Raw genomic sequence first — 26640 nt, 5'->3', positions numbered from 1 at the left:
TGGACTCAGGTTATTTAATTTCTCTTGAAATCTTTGATGGTTATAAGATTGTATATATTTGCGAACTTAACATAGATGAAGAAGTCTTTTTTATGTGCATTATCCTAAAAGTTTTACTTTCGTAACATACTTTCCTTCATTTTTCTAACATCCCATCCTCTTCTTCCAATCGTTTAGTCTTAGTACCCGAACCTTTAGGTTTCATTCTACCTAAACATTACCCTTTTGTTTTCCCACGTTCTTCTTCTAGTTCTTTAATACCTAAAGTTTCGAATCATTTCATTTAACGTCTTACAATTGGATAATAAATGTCTATTTCTTTCCTAACAGTTTTACATCTTCTTTTAAGTATAAACCAACTTCCTTTTCCTTTCATTTTATATAGCAAGTAATTCTAATTTACCCCATAGAAAAATCCCCTCCATAATAAATAGGTTAATGTGTTTTCTTTTTCCTATCTACTATGAGGGGAGAATAGCATACTAAAGATAGCTTCTTTTTTGTAAAAGATCTAAGATTCTAGTGCAGTAATTAATTGCTGACGTTCTTTATCTCTAAAAATTTTAATTTCATGTTTAAATTGATAATTTCCTTCTTCAAATCTGACCCATTCCTTACTTGTCCAATATACAATATCTACATTTGCATCTAAAATTACAGAACATATGTCTACTAATTCTTCTTCATAAAATGGTGCTTCTTTTGCTAGTTCAAAAGCCAGTACTTTTGGATCCTTACTTTTAATTTGAAGTTTCCTTGAAGTTTGTCCTAAATACTGCCATGGAGAATATAGGGATTGCACATGAACATTTCGAGTTTCTTTAAACTGTGATGGAGAATGTATTGTAGCAGCAAATGTAGATTTACTCACTCCTATTGTTGTGCCTAAAGCAATAGCACCAATAATAAGTTTTTTAATCATTTTTTCAGCCCCTTTAATTATTTTGGATATGCTTCATTTTTATACTACGTTCATGTTCGTGTAAATGAAGATGATTTGACATGATTCATCATTTTTTTCAAAAACTGAATATTAATTAATCGTTATAAATTTACCCAAAACAAAAAAAGTTTCCAAGAGGAAACTTTTTTGTTTTGGGTATACATTATATGTATAAAAATTAGTTTTAAAAATATTTACTTATTTGTTGATAAAATTGTATATGGATATTTTTCCTACTATTATCTACACACATCTCATACAAAGCCTCACTACAACATAAACAAATTCATCTTATGACCGCGTTTCTTCTTACGAAATTAAGTGATTGTTTCAATAGCTGGTTTGGGAATCATAGAATTACTTTCTTTCTCAGCCCTATTATTCTGTTCTTTTGCCTAAAATTCCAATATCCCCATTACTTCTTTTGTAAATAGTTTAAAATCAGTTAAATGTTTTTCAATAATTTGACGAACAATATCTAAATTCACACTTTGATAATCATGAACAGCAATATTACGAAATCCAACCATTGCCTTTAACTTATTTGCTAGATCAGCGCTAAGTAATCCTGCTGTAACCAATAAATCAAAGGCCTCTCGACTAGATTGGGGTAGTCCTAATTTTTCACCTGCAACAATATGCATTGCTAGATCAATACTCGCTTCACAAGCTCTTTGTATATTCAATATTATTGAATCTTGTTTTGTAAAGTCCTCTAAATTTTCAGGGTCATTTCCATATACATCTTGGATTCTTTTTATACAACGCTCTATTGTAGAAATTTTATTTAAAATAACCTCATTCTTCATATATAGAACCTCTTTTCTTTATATCATCAAATACTATCTGTCGTTCTTCATTCAATTTTGAATACATTTTTAAGGTTTTCATTTCAAAAATGATTTTCCGTTCTTCATCAGAACAAAATATTGTCTTTCCTGTATGTATAATCTGAGCTTGAAAAACTGTAGAAGCTTCGGATAAATCAACTAAATCAACATCTCTATGAACAATGTTAGCTAAATCCTGTGCTAATAAAAAACGTTCATAGTTCCCTAATGTTGTGTCACTTACATAAGCTATATCAATATCGCTATCTTCTCGTTCTCTATTCTCAGCCGTTGATCCAAACACAATTATCCAATAGGGATTCACCGTCTCTTGTAATTTTTCTATAATAGCTGTTATCATGCTTTGAAAAATCATTTAATTAATCCCCCTTATTGTACTTGAATTTTATTATATCATAACCAATCATAAATCCTTTAAACGACTATAAATACGTAAACAAAATTAAGCTTTTTTAGTACTTAACTCCTCACAAAATTAGAAGCTTATTTCTGACCTAAAATTATTATAGTTCAGGAGTAGATATATTGTAGCTTTGGATCATAAATAATTGTTAATAATCCAACACTTGTCTGTTAAATGCCTTTTATATTTTCTTCGTGCAAAAGTAAAAGACTGACAATAACTGTTAGCCTATTTCACAATATACATTCTAATAGTTTGAGGATATATTGCTCTAACAAAGCATTATATATTAATCCACCTTTAATTTTTCTTTTACCTTTGTAGGGAGTTCGTCTTTTTTAACTTCTTCCCAAGATTTCACACCTTTTTTCTCAGAGTAATATATACGTAAAAACGCTTCTTTACGAAGGTTTTTTAACGCTGTAAACTCCATTTCTTTCTCTTTACCATCCTTATCAAATCCAGGTAATTTATATTCGTAAGTCGTATCCCCATTTACATTTTTCTCTTTTAATTTTTCACCATCCTTGGTAATTTGCACATAATATGTATCTGTACCAAGACGATTTAAATTACACCCGGATAACAACACAGTAAACATCACAAAAATGCTACACATAAGCACTATTCGTTTCATATTATTCACCTCATATCTTTTCTCACAAAAATTATATCCTAATCTATTGGCTGCGAAAATTCATTTCCATTACGCTAACATTACGTTTTTGTAAGGTAGTAAAAACAGCTTAAAATAAAAAGGATATAAATTCATATTTCTATTGAATTCATATCCTTTGTTCTTATTGAGTAAACTATTTTGCCCCATGCTTAATAGGAAGTATTTCTATTATTCTGGGAAAATAAAGCTAGAGTCCTCTCCACTATTAGCGGTATCTTCTTTCGGGAATGTTATAGTAGATCCTTCATTTCCCTTATTTCCTTTATTTATTTCTTGTTCCTCAGGAAATACAATGGAAGAATCATTACCTAAGTTTGGTGAAAAACCAAGTTTAGATAAAATAGCTTTTAAGTCAGGTAAAACACCAATTTTATCAGAAGTTGGATCATTGGATTTCGTTCCGGTGCTAGAATCACTTAAAATATCCCTAAGCTGTCTTGGTGTATATACTCTCCCCTGATTATTTTTTGCAATTCCTTGAATTGATGCTGCAGCACCAGCAATAATAGGTGATGCGCTAGATGTTCCAGCAAAACTAGATGTATATAGATTTGTTATAAATTCACTTGGTTTAGCATCTGTAGTATCTACTGCATTCCCCCATCCATACACATCCACTCTACTACCGTAATTAGAGAAATATGAACGCTTATGAGGAACCCTTGCAGAAGCTGCCCCAACCATAATTGCCCCTGAATCTTTAAAATCAGGACTATTACGATTTAAAACTTGTTTACCATTACGGTCTCTAAATTGATCCAAGTCATTTCCGCCGTTTGCACCTGCTTCAATAATAATAATTCCCTTATTTGTTCCCATACGAATTGCATCAAATATGTCTGGTTTTACTTCCACAGGAAAATAGTTCTTATCTCCATATCCATCGTAAGTTGCTTGTGCCTCTAGTAAAAGAATATCTCCAGCTTGCATATTGTTAACCGCGCTTAAAATAGCATCAGCTGTATTATAATTTCCGTTATCCCTAATCTGAGATACAACCTTTACCTTAGCTTTCGGTGCGATCCCGATTCCACCTATGTTATTATCCTCTGCCGAAACAATTCCTAAGACTGAGGTACCATGATCATGGTGCTCGCTTTTATTCTGTCCAGATATCAGTTCAATCTTTTGATTCACTAAATCCTCATGATTAAATAACCACCCATACTCCATATCTACGAAAGTAGTTCCTTTTCCATCTCCACCTTTTATGCTCCAGGCATAAGGTGCATTAATTCCTAATGGTGCTGGTTCAAGATAACCTTGTCTTGTAAGTCTAGGCTCATCATATGGATTAACAGATAAGTTTGGCAAACGCTCTGCTGGTGGCGCCTCTTCTTCCTGTAAATACGCCGTTTCAACAAGAGATGATTTTTCAAATTTTGTAAGTAATGCTTGTACATCAATATCATCTTGAGTTTCAACAATATAATAGTTTAGCAAATTAGAAGAAATAAGATCGGAATCTTTTATTTCTTTACCAAGATTTTTAATTTCTTTAGGATTTAAAGAATTAAAAAGTCGATTTATAGTTACATTTGGATATTCAGCTAAAATTCCAATTAATTCAGGATCTTGTTTTTCTTCTTTAATGAATTTTTCTATTCCATCCTGATATGGTAAATTCGCTTCATTTTTAAATTTCAAAATTAATTGTTTAGTAACTTGCTTATGTACAGTAGAATTCAATTGCTTATTTGAATAATTGTAAGTAGCCGCATAGGCAACTTCTGATTTTTCATTTGGAAGTAGTCCGCCTACCCCATTAAATGCTGTTAATGCAATTGAAGAAACTAGAATTCCCTTAAAAATTTTCAAAACGTGCACATCTTTTTATTAATATATAGTTATAAAAAATGTATATTATCTAATTTCTTTTTATACAAACGTTTTATATGTAGGACTATATTTTCAACTCCATTCATTCCTTAATATTTGTTTATACATCATTAATACAACCAATTCATACCAACAACTTTATTAATTCAGTTACATTACCGTAACCGGTGTAGTTACACTTTGTGGAATAGTCAACCTTAAATGCAATTTTGCATGTAAAATCATACATACTTCTACCAACTTACTCCCAATTATTTCAAGAGAAGTTGAACTTCTATCATTTTGAGTAATTGCATATATATAATATAAAACATATAAGGGGGGTTAAAACGTGGTAATCTCAAGACAAGATTCCTGGACTGATGATAACGATTTACTTCTCGCATCAACAGTACTTCAGAATATTCGTAACGGTGGAACACAGTTAGCTGCATTCAAAGAAGTAGCAAAACTACTAGCTAGAACACCCGCAGCTTGTGGATTTCGTTGGAATTCATATGTGAGAAAACAATACCAAGAAGAAATACAACAAGCAAAACAAGACCGAAAAATGGGAAACAACATTCCCCTCTCCCCATCAGAAAAAGAAAAAAAATCTTTGTCTATTACATTAGATGATATTATTCTCTTTCTACAAAATTATAAAGATGTGAATGAATTGACAAAGTTACAAAATCAAATTGAAGATTTAAAAACAGAGAATCAATCTCTTCTACAACGTATAACTATGTATGAAGAAGAGTATCGTATTTTACTGAACCATATCGATAAGACAAGAAATTTAATTGCAGTGGATTAAACAGCATAACTATAATGACTTTCCAGTAGGATCTTCACCTGCCAAAACCACCATAAATAAAGAAAATTCAGACTATTATTAGTGATAATAAGTAAAATACACATACATAATGTATGTGTATTTTTAATTTGAATATTATTAAAAGAAATATTTAGTCTATGTTACATCTTTTCTAATATTTCTTGTCTTTCACACCATTTCGTTAACTTTTCTAACGCCTTTTTAGATAAACGTTTTGTTTTATAATTACAAAATCTAGATAATGTCGATGGAGAAATACTCATTTCATCTGCTATTTCACGAATGCTTACCTTTTTTTCATTGTGTACTTTCAGTATTTGGTCACGGATCTTTTTCTCTATTTGTTCGACTGATTCTACAGTCTTCTTTATTTCTTTAACAACTGTTACTTCCGGTAACTTCTCTTGTGGTTCCTCTATACTCTTCTTTCCTATTACCCTATCCATTGACTGTAGCATTTCTTCAGGTGGTAAAATCGTTATTCCTAAGTTAGTGTAATAATTTTTAAACCAATTACGTTTCCCAATTTGTTGTTCATCCAGTGGATCACTATACTCCCAATGAGAGATTACTTTTTCATTTTCTAAATCCATTAGAACATTTTCTAACTGTTCTCTAATACGATTCGGCTTCCAATCTTTTGGGATATCCATTACTGCTAGTAGTCCTTTGTCCCCACCTATAGAATATGGCTTTTTCAATGATGAATACATTTGTCTAATTCTCCATTGCCATGTTAAGTATCGAATTAACCTTTTATGATATTTGTGTCTATAACTATTGTATTCAAGTGCTTTTTTAGACAATAGGGCTGTTGTATTATTTGATCCATACAAATAATTAGTTAAAAAGCTACCCGGCTTAATACGACAAGATTCAATGCCCATGTATTCATTAGTAACACTATGTCTCCATAAAACAACTGAATCTAATACAAATAATCTTTTGATAACTTCACGCTTTAATTCTAAACGTTCCCCCTCATCATCACGGTCATTTAATACAACGACTTCATTATCATCATTTAAATAGATAAAAATACTTGCTAAAGCTGCAATTCTCTTTGCTATCTTAATTTTATCTTCCGCTCTATAGTATTCTTTATTTTTAACAACTGTTTTTGGAATATTGCACATCTCTAAAACTTGTTCATAAGAAAAGTCAATAAAATCATCTGGAGATTTTGCTTCATTAATCCACTGTATTGTGATTGCATCTAAGCAATCTGCCGTTAAATCATCCATATTACTCATTACGTCATCTACAAGGGTATTCCATCGAGCTGCTTCTTCTATATTGGTAAGTCTTAAATCTTCATCTTTGTGTGAAGAAAGTTGAGCTACACCATTAGAAGACCTCGTTTCAATGGGATATTGTAAGACCTTACTTATTTCATCTTCTTCAAATTGATTCTTTGCAATCCCATCTCTTAATTTATAATAAACAGCAGAGTTATTTACCTCGTAATAATCCTCGTGATTCACTATATTTGGCTTATCTATATTTTGATCATTTTCCAATATCACGGAATTAGAATGTACTACATCTTGAAATTCTTTTTCTATAAATAATTCAATTTCTTTATATATTTCTTCTTTATAAGAATCAATTTTCGCATAAATTTGTACTAATGTAATTCCGGACTCTTGCTTTTTCTCTAACCAAGATACTAATGCAGTAAATGATGGAGAAGCATGGGGTGATGTAAGTACCTTATTATTATTGTTTTCAACATCTTTAAAGTATGCATTCCACTTATTCCATACTAGCTCGTTAGTTTTATAAATTGGCTCAGAGATTAACAATGCATCTCGAAACATTTGTAATAAGTTATCCACTTTCTTTTCCTCCCTAAACCATGGATCACAATAAAATAATTCTCAGTATAAAAATCTTAACTACTATTATATTTAATTTATTGTAACAGATATTTACAAATTTTTGTTTCTTTCTTTCCCTATTCTTCTTTTCTTGCATTTCTTTTGCTCTTTGCTTTCCTTAACTCCTCAACTTGCAACAGGTTGTTTTTCCTCTTACCTATTTCCCCTTACTTACATTCCTTTTGCGCTTTGTTTGCCTTAACTCTTTAACTTGCAACAGTTTGCTCTTTCTCTTACCTATTTCTTTCAACTTGCACACTTTTTGCGCTTTGCTTTCCTTAACTCTTTAACTTGCAACATACTGCTCCTTCTCTTCCTTATTTCTACCTACTTGCATTTCTTTTGCGCTTTGTTTGCCTTATATTTCTCAACTTACAACATGCTGCTCTTTCTTTTCCCTATTTCTTCTTCCTACATTTCTTTTGCGCCTTGCTTTCCTTAACCCTTCAACTTGCAACAGTTTGTTCTCCTCTTACCTATTTTCCCTTACTTACATTCTTTTTGCGCTTTGTTTGCCTTATATTTCTCAACTTACAACACGTTTGCTCTTTCTCTTACCTATTTCTAATCAACTTGCAACACGTTTGCGGTATCCTTTCCCTATCTCTTTCAACTTGCAACAGTATAATTTATTTCTCAACTAAGTAATTTTAAAAAAATCATGTCATTTTAAAGTTTTTAAGCTATTTATCTCATATTTTTAATAAGTTACATACATAATATGCAACATGTTTGCGGTATCCTTTCCCTAACTTTTCTATCATCTTCACTCTAAACCTTTATATACCAAGGGTTTAAGTGCTTTTCCATTTACTTTTATACATATCATCCAACTTGCAACACGTTTGCGGTATGCATGCCCTTATTTTTCTCACAAGATGCAACACTGTTTGCGGTATCCTTTCCCTACTTTCATTCTATAAATATCAACAAGTCCTTTTATATCAAGGGTAATTATTACAATTCATTTTTAATGATTACGTTTACTAACTTGCAACATGTTTGCGGTATCCTTTCCCTAACTTCCCTACCATTTTCACTATAATCCTTTATATACCAAGGGTTTAGTTGCTTTTTCACTTACTTTTATACATATCAAACAACTTGCAACACGTTTGCGGTATCCTTAACACAAAAAAAAATCATGAAATTCTCTTATCCCTTGATACAACTAGCTTCATAAGCTGTTGCAAGTTACTAATTTTCTTCTTAAAGGAGCACATTTCAGCAATTTTCATTTTGCTATAATCAAAATTGGTATATTTTATAGTATTTTGACATATATTTCTGAATTTGTAGAACGGAGGTGAAAAAGATGGGAAAAGCATTTGTGATACGTAATCAACGTAGCTTAAATGGGAAAACAACAAACGCAGTTTTAGTAACACTCAAATCTTGGCAAAAGTTTGTGGAAACATTTGAGGAGAAATACTACAGCTATAAAGATACATATTTAGAAGATATTCTGCAGCACATGACATACGAAGAGCGTATTGCGGATGTAGAAGGTTTTGTCGAAAAAGCCAAACCATCTTTTTCACGTCGAGCAATGTCTACACTTGCAGAAAAAGCAGGACGAAAACATAAATTATACGGTATTACGAATGCTGATCTTGAAGTGTTCTTGTACTTACATAAAAAATGCTATACAAACGGTGTCATTCCAAATGTAACCATACATATGATGTGGGAAGATTACAAGCAATATAAAGAAGAATTTGCTTATATCCAACACTCTCAATTCTATATCGCATTAAAGAAATTAAACTTACATAACATTATCTCCATCGAAAATGGAGTAGATGGCCGTTATACAATCAAACTCACTCATTTTATGAATGAGGAAACAGAAAAAGCAAATCCGTACGTATATATTAGCCCTGTTGTATTTACAAAGGATTTCTTTAAGCTATCTGTAGCAGCTAAGAAACTATTCTTAGACATCGCAATGCAACAACATACGGAAACAACATTAAAGCGTTCTTTGGACAAGCAGGACGAAAGAGGAAACAAAACTCACTTCGGTGGGATGTATCGTTTCTTACATAAAAAATATCCGCATCAGATCCGTGCGGTTATCGAGGAATTAACAACTGTATTACCATGTACGGGGAATCCCCTATTCAAAATTTGCAAAATGCAAAAAGGTGTAAAGCATACAAAACGATATACGACATTATATCTGTCTATCCATTCAGACTTCTTATGTTCGAAAGAAGCTGGAGAAGAACAACATAGGGATCCATTTACACCAAAAGCTACCTATGCTCGAAAAGCGAAATTTATCGAAGCAGTCCTACAAGAGATGAATATCGGTGAATTGTCTGCAGACATGAATAAATTCATTCATGTATTAAAGCATACTTGTCATCGTCAAATTCGCAGTGTAATTCGCGGACTACGTGACATGGTTGATCGAAAAGAAGGATATCCAACGAAGATTGTATATACGTTGAAGAAACTATTGCATCAAACATCTCAATATCAAATTCTCGATACAGCAGCAAAAGAAGGTATCTACCCTCTTATTGCGCAGCATATACCAAAAGAGAGAAATAGTGACCGTGAGCAAGCTATCTTTAATTTCGGCCTACATTATTCTATGTACTCTCTTCGTAACATTAAAAAGATGTTTAAAAATGTGCATGCATTATTGAAGCAGAAGTTTGCGGTACCAGTAACAGAAGAATCTTATCACCGTAATTATCTAAAATACCAGGAAGAAACGTTATTTAGAAAATATGCATATGATCAGGGAGTGAATCTCCATGCATATATCGCTTTAGAAATTGAAATGCGCGAAAAACTAAAAGTTCGTGGCCATAAAGAACGCACAATTCCAAGTGATGTACGTGAATGGTTTATTGAAGCAATTGATAAACTACCGCAAGAACAACTGCGTGTGATTGAGCTACCAAAACAGTTTAATTTACTAGAGTTTATGCGTACCTTTGAACGTTTAGTACGTGCTGGTGTAACAATAACAGCTCCAGATCAGGTGCTACACGCAATGGAAATAAAATAATAGTAACGAGCTCTCTATTTTTGAAAAAATCGAAATTAGAGGGCTATTCGTAGTTGTTTCATTTATACTCCTTTTCTACTACTCTATTTATAAATACAAAATCAGAAGGACTTCATGTAAAATGAAGTCCTTTTTTTATGCACTTCTATACAAATTCTCTTCTAGCACTATATAACTCTCCACATAGTACTAGGGAATATTCTTCTAATGTAATAAAACCTATCTCATAATACCTACAAAAAATCAAAAATAAAATTATAAAAACAGTGGATATGAGGACAAATATACTCGAATGTGAATAGTATTTTTCTGACATCATTGTAACTACTAGTGTTGTTGTATATATCTAATAAAAATCATCAATAATAATGTGAGTTATGTGTAAATAGTGAGTTATGTTAACAAATAACTACATTTTCTGAATAAAATGTGGATAATTGAACGTTAAATACTGCTTATTTAACAAAATAAAGAAAATGAAGCCTATTTCCATAGTTGGATAAATATAAAGTAATTTGTATCAATTCCTTTCCGATTTCATGTAGAAACATATGATTTTCTTTCTGCTTTTTTGTAGAATTGAAAGTCTTATAATTATTGAATCTACGGATACATTTTTTACTATTTATGATTTTTTACGTGCTAACATTAAATTTTCCCTTGTGGGAGTAGAGTTTCCCCTATTTTTGATAACCTATAATAGTTTTATCTTTATTTCTTTTTAATATATAAGATATATATTTATAATAGATTTTATTATTAGTAATATGAGTGTTAATAAAATGTCAGATCTAATCAAAAAAATTTAATAATAATGATCTTTAATAATGTCCATAGTATTTTTCTAAATGAAAAAAGCCTAATAGCTGTGCTAGTTATTCACATTATTTTTTAGTTGTAATATCTAAATATAAGCCCTCGTGCCTATTTATTTTAATATCTTTACTACGGTACAAGCGATGATAGTAAATTTTCTCGCATTACATATGTCTTGTAATGTTCTTAATACCATTTGTCCATTATGCATAAATTTAATTTGTTCGGATGTATTTAACTTTTGAATGTTTAGATATTCCATACAATTGCAATCATAGATCGTTTCCTTTAAATAACCCCCTATTGTTTCATAAGAAAAACGAGCACAAATTATGTGCTTTTTTCATTTAGTGTACTATTAGCCTCCGATGTTCTATATACAAGTGATTCCTAACTTGAAGGCAACACAAAAAGAACTTCTTCAAGTCGATTAAATATGTACATAGCAAAATAAGCTATATATACACTAATCGACTCAAAGAAGCCCTTTCATAATTGAAACAAGATGAAACTTGCTCTTACAACTCAACTACAATAAAAAAAGGTGAAGCTCTTGATACAATTTCACCTTTTTTAGTATATAACGAATCATTTAATAATTTAACAGTATGTTTTTAAAGTCTCTATATTTTAGCAAACTTTACAATAAAACCGTACTTTCCTATTTTTTTGAAGAAACAGGATCCATTTTTAATGTTTTTATTCCTTCTTTTAATGTAAATGCATCTGCTCTTAATGTTTTCCAACTATCTTTTGCTGCATTCAGGTTAGGTTTTAAAAATTTAAATTTATTTTGATCTGCCTTTTGGGATGCTTTATCAATATGATTAAGTACTCCTGAATACTGAGAATCTAAATCATGCCATTGTGCTGACATATAGGTAAGAGCATTAATAGCTGATCCAATTGCATTTTGCATTTCAGCAATATTATTATACGCAACCCCAACTACACGATTTAATGTTATTTTATAGTCAACCGTTTGGCGTAATTGAGCTAATAACGGCTCTAACGTACCTAAATTATTTCTTGCTACCCCTATCATTACACCTCCAGCAATCCATGTAGGGATTGAGGGATATGATACAGTTATTATTCCATCCGATTCTACTTGTTTAAAATGTCTTATTTGCTCTAAAACATCATTTAGGCGTTTTTCATCTTCATCTATTCCAGATGCTTGATTTTTTAAAATCGATTGCAAGATATCTTTATGACCTCCAAATGCTCGGACATCTTCTCCAATACTATCTCTTAACTTAGCTAGTTCTTGTATTAAATTCTGTGTATATGCTTGGTTTTGTTTAATCTCACCTTGTAAATCTGTAATGCCTTCTTTTAATGTATCTGCATCTCCTTCATTAATTGCTTCTACTAATGTATCGTAATAATTGTCAAATGTGGTATCATACTCTACAATTCCTGTAAGGGTATCTAAAAGTTGTTTTTTTATGTGCGCATCCCATTTTGTAGCATGCTCTCTTGCATTCTTTTGATCTTGTGCTATTTGACTAGGTAGATTTGTATATCCTTTAATATCAATTCCTTCAAAGTTAACATCTGGATTATTAATTAACAAATAAGAGTAATCATTCATGGATTTTGCAAATACCCCAGCATCTTGCAAAGCTTTTTTCATCTTTTCGCTGTTTACAGAAAGAGATATATCTTCCGTACTCGTTTGTTCTATTTTACTTTCACTTGCAAAAGCAGCTACTGGTGAAACTACAGTAGTTGTTGTCAGGGTTAAAAACGTCGATACAGCAAGTAGTTTATAAGGAAAATTATTATTCACTTTAATTCCTCCTATGAATATATATTGATTTTTAGTTTGTTTTTTCTTGTTTAAAAGCAATGTCTTTGGAAATGAATTCTGCGTCCTTATGAATATCATTCCAACTTTGTTTAGCAGCTTTTAAATCGTCAGGTATTAACGAAAGTTTATGTTCTTGCATTTGATCGATATTATCATATAAATCTTTATAATTAGCCCCCATTTTATTCCATTGTTGCTGAATACTTGTTAGAGACATGATTGCTTGGTCCACTGTCTGATACAAATATGTTAGAGTATCCTTGGTATTAGTAAGTGAAATAACCGCTTGATTAGCCAGATCAGCTTTCATACTTAATTCTCCGATTTTATTCGAAATTTCATTATAAGAATTCATATGATTAGATGCCTCGACACCAGCAGCTGTTCCTAAACCGATACCAGCGGCTCCTAGAGCTGTAAGACCACCCACAACAGCTGGTGTAGCTGTACCACCCGTCACAACAATTACTACCGCTCCTGCAATCGTTCCAATAACTAAAATAGCAGCTCCTAATCCACCACCAATTGACCAGGCTAATACATTATCAAAATGTGATTTCTGTGTAGAACGTAAATTCTCAATTTCGGCCTGAAGTTGTGGGACTAGTGCTTGTTTTCCCGCTAATATAGCCGTCAATCCGCCCTGTCCATCTGGACCACCAATATTATTTTTAAAATCTACAGTATTTGTATACAACTTTGTTTTAAAAGCCTCTAACATCTTAATGACTTCCGTAACATCATTTGAATTTGTATGAATTGTATCGATTAAATCCCCTATTCCTTCTTTGAGGCTCACCTTATCTTTCTTTTTTACAGTGTCTACTAATGTGTCGTAATAGTTTTGAAATTGCTCATCATAATTTACAATATTACGTGCTGTTTTTTGAATGTTTGGCTTCGCTGTATCTAACCAGTAATTTGCATTGATTCGTGACAGTTCCTGATTTAGGTGAATATTTTTGATTAATTCTCCTCCTCCGGAACCTAAATCAATGTTGGATAAATTTACATTCGGTTGCTTAATCATAGTTTTTGCGTACAAATCCATTACAAGAATATGAGAGCCTGTTTCAGCCAACGCTTTCTTTAATCCATCAGGTCCTAACGCATAATTTTCTATTTTCTGTTCCTGAGCTGTCTGTTCTTGTGCAAGTGCATGAATAGTACTACCATTCGTAGCAGTTATAACCGTTGCTAAAGTGGCTAAAGTTATAACCTTAAATGGAAATTTCATCATTTGATCTCCTCCTTATTTTCAGTTGCAATATAATCTTTTTGATAAACCTATGTTCTTAATATTAGAATTTATAAACTTGTTCTTCGAGTTGAGTTGTTACACTTTTTAATCGTCTTAATGTATCTTTTTGAGACTGAGTGTTATTGGCATCAACTTCAGTCGATAATTTTGTAATACTATTATTTATTAGATCCAAATCCTCTTTGTAACGTTTCATTAGCTCAATTTCTCCATCTACTTGGTTAGCAAATGTATGCAAATCATTTTGCATGAAAAGAATCATTGATTTTTGTAAATCCGCTACAGTTAATTTAGTTGTTAAGTCATATAATTTCTGATTTTGTTTCTCTAAATCATTTAAATATGCACGTTGCTCTGCTGTTAGTTTATTAATTTCAGCAAAAGTATTATATGTTTTTTTTATTTTTTCAGGATCAATCACTATAAGGTCATATTCTTTCGTTTTTGTAACTGCAGCCGCAGCGATTTCGCCTTTTTTACTTTTCTCTATCGCTTCACGTGCTTCTTTTTTGGCAGCTTCAATTTCTATAGCTGATTTTCCCTTTTCTTTTGCTTCTTGTTCTGCTTTCTTCTCTGCGTCTACAATGGCATTGTTTATTTCTTTTCCTTTGTTATACGCTACTACTGCTGTTTGAGCAGCCGGTTCAATGATATCTTTCGATAGACTATAAATTTCTTGGAATACCTTTAGCCCTTGTTCATTTAAAGCCCCAGGTAATAATGCTATTTGCTGTAAATCATTTTGAATTGATTTTTTTGTATCTAGCATTTCATTTTTTAACTTATCTATTTTTCCTGTTCCCTCTGAATTAAGGACACTCTGTGCTTTTGCCACATCAGTATCAAGATTTTTCAACTTCTTATCTACCTGTAGTTTTAGATCTGTTAACTCATTAATTTGACGTTGCACACTTTCTTGGTTTGTTATGGTCATGTCTTGAAGGACTTCCAGTCTATCTGTAAACCCTTCTTTATCTTCCCCATTATCTATAAATCCTTTTAATGTTGGATAATAACTATTAAATTTAGTTACAAATCCTTTACTTTTTGAATTTAATAGAATTAATTTAGGATAAAGTTCGGATGACCACTCTTTCATATCTTGTTTAATTAGAAATTGAGTTGTATTTAAAGATGGAACTTCTTCAAGTTGTACATTCGGACTTGCTAAGGCTCCATCGATAAAGGTTTGTGTTAATTTGGAGTGTGCACCTATTTTTCGTAATGCTGAGGAAATATTTATATTATCTTGTTTTGTTTCTGCTTGAACGATTGGCGTTGCGAGAGTATTGATAGGAATAGTCGCTCCGGTAACAATTGATGTTATTAAAAATCCTGTCATAATTTTATTCTTCATTCCTTACACCTCTTCACTATTGTTTTTTACAAGTTTTGATCGTAAATGTTGTACAACCTAACGTTAGGATTTCTTCACACACACTTGAGGATGAAAAATTTTTCAAAAGAGTAAGTGCATCTCGTTTTTTTCTTTATTTTTAATAGAATATAAGGTCCTTACTTCCCCCCCATTTTAATCACTATATTTTTCATAAGTAAACTAGAAAATCGTATATCTTATGTTTGATTTTTCTGACATTAAATCTTTTGTTTTTTCCTAATTATATTCAAAAAGTTTTCATATTAGTATCACTTCAGGAATTGATACCATTTCACTGCTATAATTAAACATAAAATTTGTTGGTATTATTGAATCTTAATAAATTCTACACAAAAAAATGTTTTCGATATAACTTTATGGGATTTTATGTATTATGTACTTTATATGAATATGTACAATTGCATACTCATATAAAGTACTATCTTTGAATAACATACAAGGCAGTCACCATACCTCCCTATCAACTTAAGAGTTTTTACTCTCCCAGGTTTAAAAAGGTTGTTATTTCTAAAATTTAACTAGAAATGAAAAATTAAATAGGCTGTATAAAAGTGAAGATATACTTACTTTTATACAGCCTATTTATTACATCTTATCAATAATAACCTGTCTTTTATACCACCGATTCAGCTTCTCCTTAGCAACACCTGAAAGACGCTTAGTCTTTTGGTTGTAGAATCTTGAAAGAGTAGGTTGGGATATGCCTATCTCTTCTGAAAGCTCCCTCATTGTAATACTCTTCTTCGTATGCAAAAATACAATCTTTTCACGGATGAAATGTTCACTTTCATCTACACTTATAGACTTACTTTCTTTCTTGGCAACAATTGTTTCTGCTTGTATTATATTAATATTTTTCTTTTTGGCCAAACTCTCCATTGAATTCATTAACTCTTTAGGTGGTAATATCCTAATACCTAACTGCGAGTAATAATTTTTAAACCAATTCTTCTTTGTTAATTGCTCTTCATCTAAGCCATTTTCATACTCCCAATGAGAAATAACCTTTTCACGTTCTAGATCCATTAAGACATTTTCTAATTGGTCTCTAATTCTATTAGGTTTTTGATTCTGTTTAATATCCATTACTGCTAATAGCCCTTTATCCCCACCTATAGAATAAGGCCTGCTTAAACTAGAAAACATTTGTCGAATTCTCCACTGCCATGTCAAATATCGAATTAATCTTTTATGGTATTTATGTCGATAACTATTGTATTCGAGTGCCTTTTTGGAAAGTAATGAAGTTGTACTACTTGAACCGTATAAATAGCTTGACAAGAAACTACCTGGTTTAATTCGACATGACTCTATTCCCATGTATTCATTTGTATTTTTATCTCTCCAAAGAACTACTGAATCTAGTACAAATAGTCTCTTTATGATCTCACGCTTGACTTCGTAATGTTTACCGGGCTCTGCACGATCATTTAAGACTACAACCTCATTTTCATCATTAAGGTATATAAAAATACTTGCTAAAGCAGCAATTCTTTTAGCAACTTTAATCTTATCTTCAGCTCGATAATATTCAACTCCATTAGCTTTTGCCTTAGGAATACTACACATTTCTAAAACTTGTTCATATGAAAAATCTATGAACTCATCTGGTGATTTGGCTTCATTCAACCATTGAATAGTGATAGAATCAAGACAATCTGCTGTTAAGTCATCCATATTACTCATAACACCATCCACAAGTGTATTCCACCGAGCTGCTTCCTCTATGTTTGTTAATCTTAAATCCTCATCTTTATGTGAAGAAAGTTGGGCTAGCCCATTACTATCCTTTGTTTCAATTGGGTATGACTTTATTTTCGTTTCTTCATCCTCTTCAAATTGATTTTTCGCAATTCCATCTCTTAATTTATAATAAACAGCAGAGTTATTAACCTCATAATAATCATTTGTTTTTACCTGATTATCATTTTCTAACGGAATAGATTCCATTTCATTAGTACCCTTTATAGGCTTTAAAAACTCCTGATGAATAAATAAATCTATTGCTTCTTGTATTTCCTCTTTATATTGATCTATTTCTGTGAATATTTGTAATGAAGAAATTCCTCTTTTTTGCTGCTTTTCAAGCCATTGTACTAGCATTGAAAAGGAAGGAGAAAGATATGAAGAAGTTACTATCTTGCTGTTATCTTCTTTCACATCCTTATAATAAGCATTCCATTTATTCCATAATGTCTCGTCATCTTTATAAAGTGGTTCCGATATTAATAATGCATCACGAAACAATTGTAGAACATTATCCATATGTTCCCCTCCTTCTTCATTAAATTTTAAACTCTTTGTATTTCAAGTTGAAATAATATAGCTATATGAATTCCCTTATATAAAAACTGAAAAACTATCAGAATTTTCTCGCTTACATTTTCACTATTCATGACTTTTCATCACGTAGCATTGAAGTTTCTTCTTTTATTTATTATATAAAACAACAACAATTTGTAAAACATCACTCATGTGAAGTCTATTTTTTAATAACATTAGCACTGTTAAATATGGTTATGTTTATATCAATATGAAAATCTATAGCGGTATCATGTCCCTTTCGACATAAAGATGAAAAATGTATCAATATTTTTATTGAAAATAATAAATGAAAAAATTCTTTCATAAAACTCTTCATCCTTGATATAAAAGGATTTTCTCTATCATTTTAATATTAAACATGAAAACTTATAGCGATATCATGTCCCTTTCAGAATTATCTTGAAAGGCTTAAAAACACCTATATATCAATGTTTTTATTACTTTTTTCATTTTATTAGTTCTATTCCCCTACATGAAAACTTATAGCGGTATCATGTCCCTTTTTCTATAATATAAATTCATAATAATCATTATTAAATCAAGTATAACAAAGGTTTTCATTCCTGATTCTTTACTTTCTAGAAAGATGAAAATTCACAGCGATATCATGTCCTTTATTTTTTTTGCATATTTATGAAATACCTTGGGGCTCTAAGCTTCAAGGCACTTTTCATCTTTTCATATTTCTTCTTAAAGGGGGGCATTTTTACTTTTTTCGATTTGCTATAATCAAAATTGGTATATTTTATAGTATTTTGACATATATTTCTGAATTTGTAGAACGGAGGTGAAAAAGATGGGGAAATCATTTGTGGTACGTAATCAACGTAGCTTAAATGGTGCATCAACAAACGCAGTTTTAGTAACACTCAAATCTTGGCAAAAGCTTGTAGAAGCATTTGAGGAGAAGTACTACAGTTATAAAGATACTTATTTAGAAGATATTCTACAGCACATGACATACGAAGATCGTATTGCTGATGTGGATGGATTTGTCGGAAGAGCCAAACCATCTTTTTCACGTCGCGCAATGTCTGCACTTGCAGAAAAAACGGGAAGAAAGCATAAATTATACGGCATTACGAATGCTGATCTCGAAGTGTTCTTATATATACATAAGAAATGCTTTACTAATGGTGTCATTCCCAATGTAACCATACATATGATGTGGGAAGATTACAAACAATATAAAGAAGAATTTGCTTATATCCAACACTCTCAATTCTATATCGCTTTGAAAAAGTTAAGCTTACATAACATTATCTCCATTGAAAATGAAATTGATGGCCGTTACACAATTAAACTCACTCATTTTCTGAATGAGGAAGCAGAAAAAGCTAATCCGTATGTATATATTAGTCCTGTTGTATTTACAAAGGCTTTCTTTAAGCTATCTGTAGCGGCTAAGAAGCTATTCTTAGATATCGCAATGCAACAACATACAGAAATAACGTTAAAGCGTTCATTAGATAAGTATGACGAAAGAGGCAATAAAACCCACTTCGGCGGGATGTATCGTTTCTTACATAAAAAATATCCGCATCAAATCCGTGCGGTTATCGATGAATTAACAATTACATTACCATGTACGGGTAGTCCCCTATTCAAAATTTGCAAAATGCAAAAAGGTGTAAAGCATACAAAACGATATACGACATTATATCTGTCTATCCATTCAGACTTTTTATGTACGAAAGAATCTGGAGAAGAACAATACAGGGATCCGTTTACACCAAGAGCTACCTATGCTCGTAAAGCGAAATTCATTGAATCACTTCTACAAGAAATGAATATCGGTGAACTGTCTGCAGACATGAATAAGTTCATTCATGTCTTAAAGCATACTTGTCATCGTCAAATTCGCAGTGTCATTCGTGGGCTTCGTGATATGGTTGATCGAAAAGAAGGATATCCAACGAAAATTGTATATACATTGAAAAAATTATTGCATCAGACATCTCAATATCAAATTCTTGATACAGCAGCGAAAGAAGGTCTCTACCCTCTTATTGCGCAGCACATACCAAAAGAGAGAAATAGTGACCGTGAGCACGCTGTCTTTAATTTTGGTCTACATTATTCTATGTACTCTCTTCATAACATTAAGAAGATGTTTAGAAATGTACATGCACTACTGAAGCAGAAGTTTGCGGTACCAGTGACGGAAGAATCTTATCACCTTAATTATTTAAAGTACCAGGAAGAAACGTTATTTAGAAAATATGCATATGATCAGGGCGTTAATCTTCATGCATATATCGCTTTAGAAATTGAAATGCGTGAAAAACTAAAAGTTCGTGGCCATAAAGAACGCACGATTCCAAGTGATGTACGTGAATGGTTTATCGAGGCAATTGATAAGCTGCCACAAGAAAAACTTCGTGTTATTGAGCTACCAAAGCAGTTTAATTTACTAGAATTTATGCGTACCTTCGAACGTTTAGTACGTGCCGGTGTAACAATAACAGCTCCAGATCAGGTGCTACACGCAATGGAAATAAAATAATAGCAACAAGCTCTCTATTTTTGAAAAAATCGAAAGTGGAGGGCTATTCGTGTTTGGTTTATTCCGCCCTTTTTTTACTAATCTATTTATAAATACATAACTAGAAGGACTTCATGTAAAATGGAGTCTTTTTTTATGCATTTCTATATAAATCCTCTTCTACCTATAGTAGAATCTCCACACTACACATTAAGTATTCTTTACGTGTAGTAAAATATCCAATTTTATATCTACAAAAAATCAGAAGGATATTAATAAAAATAGTAGATATGAGGACAAATATGATCAAATGTGAATACTATTTTACTAATATTGTTGGGAATACTAGTGCTATTGAATTTATCTAATAAAAATCATCAATAATAATGTGAGTTATGTGTAAATACTGTGTAATGTGAACAAATAGCTACATTCTCTGAACAAAATGTGGATAAACAAAACCCGGATACTTCCCTATTTACCAAAATAAAGAAAAAACACTCTATTTTAAAGGTTGAATAAATATAATATGATTTGTATCAATTTTTTTCCGATTTTATGTAGAAATATATAATTTTCTTTCTGCTTTTTTGTAGAATTGAAATTCTAATAATTATTAAATCTAGGGATACATTTTCTACTATTTATGATTTTTTACGTTCTAATATTAAATTTTTCTTTGTGAGAGTAGATCTCTTCCCCATTTTTGATAGCCTATAAAAGTTTTGTCTTTATTTCTTTTTAATATATAAGATATATATTTATAATAGATTTTATTATTACTAATATGATTGTTAATAAGATGTCAGACCTAATTGAAAATATTTGTAAAATCCGTTATAATAATGGTAATTAAACATATCATTACTCCCATGTAAAAGGACAAATCTACGAATCCTTATTAGGACGAGATTTGTCTTTTTTTCATTGAAAATAAAAAACAACATATCAAAAAGGAAAAGGGTTGTTTGTCCGTTTTCCTTTTTGATATGCCAGCAACCGAGCGTAGCAAAGGGCGGTAGCAGGTCTTTCACTTATTTTTTTGTTATAATATATAATAAGAATTTAGGTGATTATAATGATCAAGGGTATTAGTTTAGAAGTAGCATTAGAAGCATTTTCTGCTTATTTAGCAGAAAATGGACGTAAACAATCTAGGGTTGAACGTTATAATTACGATATTAAAGGTTTTTATAAGTGACTAAGAGTAAATGAGAAACTCCTACATATCAAATCATGGAGTGAACTATCTAAAGAAAATTATTAGGAGTATTTCTAGGAGCTAGAAAACAAGACACAGAATATGGCGGTTCTTAAATAAATTGAACATGTCTAAACTTCAGTATATGGTTTTCACCTCTCCTTAATTCCTGATCAATCACTAAGTGATTAGGATTTTATAATCGAAGCAGAAAAAAACTATTAAAACAAACTATACTTTCAACAAAAGGATTAACAGAAAGACAAGTTAAATATCGCCCTCTTATTATGGATAGAAACGCTTTTATAATAGATTTAGTAGTAAACTATGGGTTGTCCTTACAAGAGCTTGTATCGCCTAATATGAGCCATATACAGTTTGTTAGAAATACCTTAGTGGTTCGTGGTGAGAATGGCGTAAATAGGTATATCATTATAAAAGGATTATACGAAAATTATCTACAAGTACTATAAAACTATTTCGGAACCTTTAAGAGCTAGAAAGTATACAGATAATCCCTATTTGTGGCATTTAATTTTAATCATGGAACATATAGTTGGGTGTACGAAAAAGATGATCAAAAGGCTTTGTATGAGGTTGCTACACAAAAGATGATTCCACTTGAAGTGAAACGAGCAGGGTTGAATAAACGTATCTTGACGCAGCAGATGCGAAATAAATTCATGGTTCGTCTTATTAAGCAAGGCTCTTAATTACTGTTATCATGAGAGGTTTAGAAGTGTATAAACAAGCGATTAGCTGCTTATTTATCTGTATTAGCCTAGATATTTTGTAATGTCAGTGAGATATCAGCCATCATAGAAGTGTTTCTACTCCAACCTAGGAAGCCAAGATATCAATAGGTTTTGTACGGTTCTCTAGCAGAATCTCAGCAATTGTATTACATAATAGTGTCAACGGACTATCTTTTCCCCACTGTAACCTACAAAACAACAATTTCGAGATAAATAGACTTTTTTCATTTCCTCTTTAATTTCTCTATATGTATTCATCATTATAAAACATGCCTCTTCTTTTCTACATAGAAAAAGAGAGTCCCTTACTATAGGAACCCTCTCTTATGTATATCCTCTATTTTTAATCAATCACAATTTCATGTATATTTAGCTTGTTTAATTTTTCATTATAGAAACTCATTACTTTTTGAGCATGTTGAGCCATTAATCCATCTTGGACAGTAAGTGCTTCAAAATACGGATAACGAATGTCTGTAACATAACCATTCAGCTTCACGTATTGTTCTAAAATCAATGAGAACTCCTCAACTAATTTACGACAAGATTTGTGCAGCAGTGAACTACCCGCCACTTAACGCCCTAACGGACTGTTTGAAGTGGGGGCTTCTCGGTTAGTCGTTACTTTTGGTAGCTAACGAATTCGTCCTAAGACAGCCGAGCTAACTCCCTTGTTCCAAGGGTTATTTTATTGCTATCTATGCTAACGCCAATAGGCGTATTGCTTCATTTTTGATATTGATAGCTGCGTTATAATCTCTATCGAGATTTACACCGCATATACAAGAATAGACTCGCTCAGACAATGACATATTTTTCACATTTCCACAACTGCTACATGTTTTTGTGGAAGGAAACCATTTGTCTATTTTCACAAGCTGTTTGCCTTGTTCATGTAGTTTATAAGCTAAGAAAGAAGTGAACATACCCCAAGCATTATCAGCGACGCTTTTTCCAAAATGAAGTGCTTGCGATATTCCCTTCATATTTAGATCTTCAATAGCTACAACATCAAAATGAGTAGCTAACTCTTTAGACTTATGATGAAGGAAGTTCTTACGTTGGTTTGCTACTTTTTCATGCAGCTTAGCTACACGGATACGTTGTTTATTCCAACGCCCTCAACCTTTTGTACGTCTTGATAATACTCGTTGAGCCTTTGCTAATCGGTCTAACATTTCACGATAGAACTTAGGATAATTGGCTCTCTCATCCTCAGAACTGACGTATAATTGATCCATCGCAAAGTCTAATCCAACAACTGTTTCTACTTCTTTTTGTACGATCTCTTTTTCGTATTCAGTCAAAATGGACACATAGTATTTACCAGTAGGTGTCATAGAAATCGTACATGACTTGATTATATGGCCTTGTGGTATTTCTCTATGCTGTTTGATACGTACCATTTTCAGTTTTGGCAATTTGATATGACCGTTAAGCAACATAATATTTCCGTTCACTACATTCGTTGTATAAGACTTTCTGTCTTTTTTGCTTTTGAATGTTGGGAAGTCATTTTGACCACTAAAGAAATTTTTATAGGCAGTTTGCAAGTTTAGTTGAGCATTTGCCAAAGCTAATGAATCCACTTCTTTTAACCACTCAAATTCTGCTTTGTATTTCGCAGGAGTGGGAAGCTTTTGTTTCTTTAGTTGATTCTTATCATCTTTATGTTTTTCATACGCTTCTTTCCGTTCAGCTAACATTCTGTTATACACGAAACGTACACAACCGAAAGTTTTACGCATAAGATGTGCTTGGTCTTCTGTTGGATACAAACGGAATTTATATGCTTTATTCTGCTTTGTCATATCATTTCACCTCACTTTTCACTTTGATTTTCAATATATGTTTTTACTACGTCTATTGGCGAACCACCAGTAGTTAGCAAGCAAAAACTTCTTGACCAAAACATCTCTTTCCAAAGTTTCTTTTTCACTTGTGGAAAGTCTCTTTTAATAAGTCGAGAACTTGCACTTTTATAAGCATTGATGAATTTTGTCATTTCTGTATTAGGGTGTGCCTTGAACAAAATATGAACGTGGTCTACATCATGATTCCATTCAACTAACGTGATGTTATAGTTTTCAGATAGTCGAACAAACATATCTTTTGCATAGTCTGACATATCATCATCAAACACATTTCTTCTGTATTTCACGACCAACACAAGGTGATAATATAACAAGAATACTGAATGGTTATTACTATCTAATTTCATTTATATACCAGCCCTTATAATTTATAAGACTGATTATATCAGAGGTAAAATAAAAAGGAAAACCTTTTGGCTACGCCAAACCGAAATTCATCTCCCGCCTACCGTTGGGCTACGCCCTTCACACGCTTGAGGAAGGAGAATTCTTTCCGGAAATTCGTTAAAAAAAACCATAATTTTTCCTCCAGTTATATATATCGAATAGTAGCAAACAAACCTGACATTCTACCGAATATTATAATTTGCAAATATAAGTATAACACACCTAAAACACTATAGGATGCCAAACAAAGCCTTAACCATTTGTTCCTCTATAGTTTAAAAAGAAAAAAGACATTGAAACAAACCGTTCAATGTCTTTTTTCTTTTTAAATGTTTGTATACTCAAAGTATAATTTTTCTGGTTTTCCATACATGTTAATTTCATTTTGATATAGGACAGCTAATGGCTGAGACATCTCAATGCTTTCCACATAGGATAATGAAGCAGTTGCTTCTATTTTTTCTTTAATCTCATTAGGAATGGTTGAGTAAGATAAGTTATTCATTTTACTTCCTAGTTTAGTATCTGTAGCAGCTTCATAATAAATCTCGGTAATTAAAAATTCATCATCTTCCGGATCATACATGTATCCTCGATTAACTGTAATCATATTATATAACTCCTCTCAAGTTTCATATTCTGATTCCTCGTGCTTTTAGCATTGCAACAAGTACTTTCCATATTTAGATTCCCTTTTTCTTCTCTTTCGAATGCCATTATGAATGGATACTTATTATCTTACTTCATCGTAAAATTTTGGAATTTCCAACAATATAAAGGTTTGATTTTATAGATAGTAAGTTCATAACTTTTAACGCGGTAATTAATTTTTTTCTTTTGAAAGTTTTAAATGATTTCCCCTATTGATAATGTTGGCTTATCTAAAGTAATTGCATGTTCATATTTCATCATAAATATCCTCTTTTCTAAATAAAAAGCACGAAATATGTGCGTTTATCCATATTTTTTTATGCTATGCTCTGTAAAAATTCATATAATCTCCCCTCTAAATTAAACAAAAAGCACAAAATATGTGTTTTCTCATTTAGCATACTTTTAGTCCTAAAAGTTTATGTATAAGTGATTCCTAACTCGAAGACAACACAAAAAGGACTTCTTCAAGTCGATTAAAATGTGCATAGCAAAATAAGCTATATATACACTAATCGGCTCAAAGAAGCCCTTTCATAATTGAAACAAGAATACAACTTGTTTCTAAAACTCAACCACAACACATAGGGTGTGGGAATAAACGGAATCAATTAAACAATAAATATAGATTTATATTAAACTATTTTTATATTATATTCAATTATTTTCAATAGAACAGGGATAAGAAGGAAGTTTATATGCAGATCCCACATGTATTGTATAATAATGCCCCTGAATCCCCTGCTATAAATCCCCTCTTATATTCAGTCCCTGGAGTTACTTCATGTACTGTATTTCAAAATATAGCTTTTCTGGCTTTTGATTTTGAACTAAATAACAAAGTATTTCCTTTATATTTTTTTCTTCTACTTCAACACTTTCCATATAGGTCATACTTTCGTTTTCCTGGACCTTTTGAAAAATATCAACAGGTACTTTAACTGCATCAAATACACCCATTTTACTGCCTAACTTTTTTTCTGATGTACCATCATAGAAAATTTCATTTACTATTACCTCATTATCATCAGGATCGTACATGTACCCTCTTTGTATACGTAGCAATATAGTACTCCTTTCTTGTATATTCCTTCAATAAAATAACTATATTTGTATATAATGTTATTTTATTAACAGGTGTCAAAGAATATTATTTCGCAAAATCTGTGCTTTGTATAGAGGTAGATACAGGATTATTAATTTTGTTAAGTTTTTTTGAATACTCCAAGC

Annotated in this window: 16 protein-coding genes and 5 pseudogenes; 4 read left to right on the top strand and 17 right to left on the bottom strand. The window is 31.6% G+C overall.

Going from position 1 to position 26640, the window contains the following annotated elements:
* Window positions 1–511: 511 nt before the first annotated feature.
* From CGQ22_RS19220 to CGQ22_RS19200, 5 genes are all read right to left on the bottom strand, one after another.
* Complete coding sequence (locus tag CGQ22_RS19220) at window positions 512–922, bottom strand: hypothetical protein (RefSeq protein ID WP_089149173.1); 411 nt, start codon at window positions 920–922, stop codon at window positions 512–514.
* A gap of 416 nt (window positions 923–1338) precedes the next feature.
* The gene (gene hepT, locus CGQ22_RS19215) at window positions 1339–1752 is read right to left on the bottom strand and encodes a type VII toxin-antitoxin system HepT family RNase toxin (RefSeq protein ID WP_089149172.1); all 414 of its coding nucleotides are present in this window, start codon (window positions 1750–1752) and stop codon (window positions 1339–1341) included.
* A complete protein-coding gene (gene mntA, locus CGQ22_RS19210) occupies window positions 1742–2149 on the bottom strand; it encodes a type VII toxin-antitoxin system MntA family adenylyltransferase antitoxin (RefSeq protein ID WP_000577224.1) in 408 nt (135 codons plus the stop codon). Before mntA ends, hepT begins: the two co-directional genes overlap by 11 nt.
* 337 nt (window positions 2150–2486) lie before the next feature.
* A complete protein-coding gene (locus tag CGQ22_RS19205) occupies window positions 2487–2834 on the bottom strand; it encodes a YxeA family protein (RefSeq protein ID WP_000822911.1) in 348 nt (115 codons plus the stop codon).
* 210 nt (window positions 2835–3044) lie between these two features.
* On the bottom strand, window positions 3045–4694 hold the full coding sequence (locus CGQ22_RS19200) for a S8 family peptidase (RefSeq protein ID WP_089149171.1): 1650 nt from the start codon (window positions 4692–4694) through the stop codon (window positions 3045–3047).
* Window positions 4695–5046: 352 nt separating this feature from the next.
* On the opposite strand from CGQ22_RS19200, the gene CGQ22_RS19195 reads away from it, so the two are divergent.
* Entirely contained in the window at window positions 5047–5514 is a 468-nt protein-coding gene (locus CGQ22_RS19195; protein WP_089149170.1) for an RsfA family transcriptional regulator, read from the top strand.
* Between the two features lie 161 nt (window positions 5515–5675).
* On the opposite strand, the gene CGQ22_RS19190 is transcribed toward CGQ22_RS19195, so the two are convergent.
* Window positions 5676–7373 carry a helix-turn-helix domain-containing protein gene (locus CGQ22_RS19190; RefSeq protein ID WP_000369380.1) on the bottom strand — a complete coding sequence of 566 codons (1698 nt, stop codon included), beginning with the start codon at window positions 7371–7373 and terminating at the stop codon, window positions 5676–5678.
* A 1357-nt stretch (window positions 7374–8730) separates the two neighbouring features.
* Between CGQ22_RS19190 and CGQ22_RS19180 the strand changes: the two genes are divergently transcribed.
* The gene (locus CGQ22_RS19180) at window positions 8731–10440 is read left to right on the top strand and encodes a hypothetical protein (RefSeq protein ID WP_061884953.1); all 1710 of its coding nucleotides are present in this window, start codon (window positions 8731–8733) and stop codon (window positions 10438–10440) included.
* Window positions 10441–11917: 1477 nt separating this feature from the next.
* Here CGQ22_RS19180 and hblA read toward each other — a convergent pair.
* The 5 genes and pseudogenes from hblA to CGQ22_RS32950 form a co-directional block, all read right to left on the bottom strand.
* Entirely contained in the window at window positions 11918–13051 is a 1134-nt protein-coding gene (gene hblA / locus CGQ22_RS19175; protein WP_001063467.1) for a hemolysin BL binding component B, read from the bottom strand.
* A gap of 31 nt (window positions 13052–13082) precedes the next feature.
* Window positions 13083–14312, bottom strand: a complete 1230-nt coding sequence (hblD, locus tag CGQ22_RS19170; protein WP_089149169.1) for a hemolysin BL lytic component L1 — start codon at window positions 14310–14312, stop codon at window positions 13083–13085.
* Between the two features lie 61 nt (window positions 14313–14373).
* Window positions 14374–15690, bottom strand: coding sequence for a hemolysin BL lytic component L2 (gene hblC, locus CGQ22_RS19165; RefSeq protein WP_089149168.1), 1317 nt, complete (start codon window positions 15688–15690; stop codon window positions 14374–14376).
* Between the two features lie 627 nt (window positions 15691–16317).
* On the bottom strand, window positions 16318–17682 hold the full coding sequence (locus CGQ22_RS19160; protein ID WP_372584821.1) for a helix-turn-helix domain-containing protein: 1365 nt from the start codon (window positions 17680–17682) through the stop codon (window positions 16318–16320).
* A gap of 23 nt (window positions 17683–17705) precedes the next feature.
* Window positions 17706–17997 (bottom strand): annotated as a pseudogene (locus CGQ22_RS32950) (XRE family transcriptional regulator); the annotation flags it as partial.
* 856 nt (window positions 17998–18853) lie between these two features.
* On the opposite strand from CGQ22_RS32950, the gene CGQ22_RS19150 reads away from it, so the two are divergent.
* Window positions 18854–20563, top strand: coding sequence for a hypothetical protein (locus CGQ22_RS19150; protein WP_089149167.1), 1710 nt, complete (start codon window positions 18854–18856; stop codon window positions 20561–20563).
* A 1057-nt stretch (window positions 20564–21620) separates the two neighbouring features.
* Window positions 21621–22450: pseudogene (locus CGQ22_RS19130) on the top strand (integrase); the annotation flags it as partial.
* 136 nt (window positions 22451–22586) lie between these two features.
* Here the strand turns inward: CGQ22_RS19130 and CGQ22_RS32945 are convergent.
* The 6 genes and pseudogenes from CGQ22_RS32945 to CGQ22_RS19095 form a co-directional block, all read right to left on the bottom strand.
* Window positions 22587–22759 (bottom strand): annotated as a pseudogene (locus tag CGQ22_RS32945) (phosphoadenosine phosphosulfate reductase family protein); the annotation flags it as partial.
* 82 nt (window positions 22760–22841) lie between these two features.
* Window positions 22842–23057, bottom strand: a pseudogene (locus CGQ22_RS19120) (HEPN domain-containing protein); the annotation flags it as partial.
* Window positions 23058–23196: 139 nt separating this feature from the next.
* Window positions 23197–24309: pseudogene (locus tag CGQ22_RS19115) on the bottom strand (RNA-guided endonuclease TnpB family protein).
* Window positions 24310–24320: 11 nt separating this feature from the next.
* Window positions 24321–24719: an IS200/IS605-like element ISBth16 family transposase gene (gene tnpA, locus CGQ22_RS19110; RefSeq protein ID WP_000762752.1), complete on the bottom strand. Its 399-nt coding sequence runs from the start codon at window positions 24717–24719 to the stop codon at window positions 24321–24323.
* Window positions 24720–25084: 365 nt separating this feature from the next.
* Window positions 25085–25369 carry a hypothetical protein gene (locus tag CGQ22_RS19100; RefSeq protein ID WP_089149166.1) on the bottom strand — a complete coding sequence of 95 codons (285 nt, stop codon included), beginning with the start codon at window positions 25367–25369 and terminating at the stop codon, window positions 25085–25087.
* An 818-nt stretch (window positions 25370–26187) separates the two neighbouring features.
* Window positions 26188–26475 carry a hypothetical protein gene (locus tag CGQ22_RS19095; protein ID WP_089149165.1) on the bottom strand — a complete coding sequence of 96 codons (288 nt, stop codon included), beginning with the start codon at window positions 26473–26475 and terminating at the stop codon, window positions 26188–26190.
* Between the last annotated feature and the right edge of the window lie 165 nt (window positions 26476–26640).

It is taken from the genome of Bacillus sp. M13(2017) (genome assembly GCF_002218325.1).
Classification (GTDB): domain Bacteria; phylum Bacillota; class Bacilli; order Bacillales; family Bacillaceae_G; genus Bacillus_A; species Bacillus_A thuringiensis_K.
This window is presented reverse-complemented; position numbering and strand designations above follow the sequence as displayed.

What these genes read in the sequence shown, in the direction of transcription:
- CGQ22_RS19160 (WP_372584821.1), bottom strand. Translation starts at nt 17,682, where the DNA reads ATGGAATCTATTCCGTTAGAAAATGATAATCAGGTAAAAACAAATGAT.
- tnpA (WP_000762752.1), bottom strand. Translation starts at nt 24,719, where the DNA reads ATGAAATTAGATAGTAATAACCATTCAGTATTCTTGTTATATTATCAC.
- CGQ22_RS19180 (WP_061884953.1), top strand. Translation starts at nt 8,731, where the DNA reads ATGGGAAAAGCATTTGTGATACGTAATCAACGTAGCTTAAATGGGAAA.
- CGQ22_RS19205 (WP_000822911.1), bottom strand. Translation starts at nt 2,834, where the DNA reads ATGAAACGAATAGTGCTTATGTGTAGCATTTTTGTGATGTTTACTGTG.
- CGQ22_RS19100 (WP_089149166.1), bottom strand. Translation starts at nt 25,369, where the DNA reads ATGATTACAGTTAATCGAGGATACATGTATGATCCGGAAGATGATGAA.
- CGQ22_RS19220 (WP_089149173.1), bottom strand. Translation starts at nt 922, where the DNA reads ATGATTAAAAAACTTATTATTGGTGCTATTGCTTTAGGCACAACAATA.
- CGQ22_RS19150 (WP_089149167.1), top strand. Translation starts at nt 18,854, where the DNA reads ATGGGGAAATCATTTGTGGTACGTAATCAACGTAGCTTAAATGGTGCA.
- hepT (WP_089149172.1), bottom strand. Translation starts at nt 1,752, where the DNA reads ATGAAGAATGAGGTTATTTTAAATAAAATTTCTACAATAGAGCGTTGT.
- hblC (WP_089149168.1), bottom strand. Translation starts at nt 15,690, where the DNA reads ATGAAGAATAAAATTATGACAGGATTTTTAATAACATCAATTGTTACC.
- hblD (WP_089149169.1), bottom strand. Translation starts at nt 14,312, where the DNA reads ATGATGAAATTTCCATTTAAGGTTATAACTTTAGCCACTTTAGCAACG.
- mntA (WP_000577224.1), bottom strand. Translation starts at nt 2,149, where the DNA reads ATGATTTTTCAAAGCATGATAACAGCTATTATAGAAAAATTACAAGAG.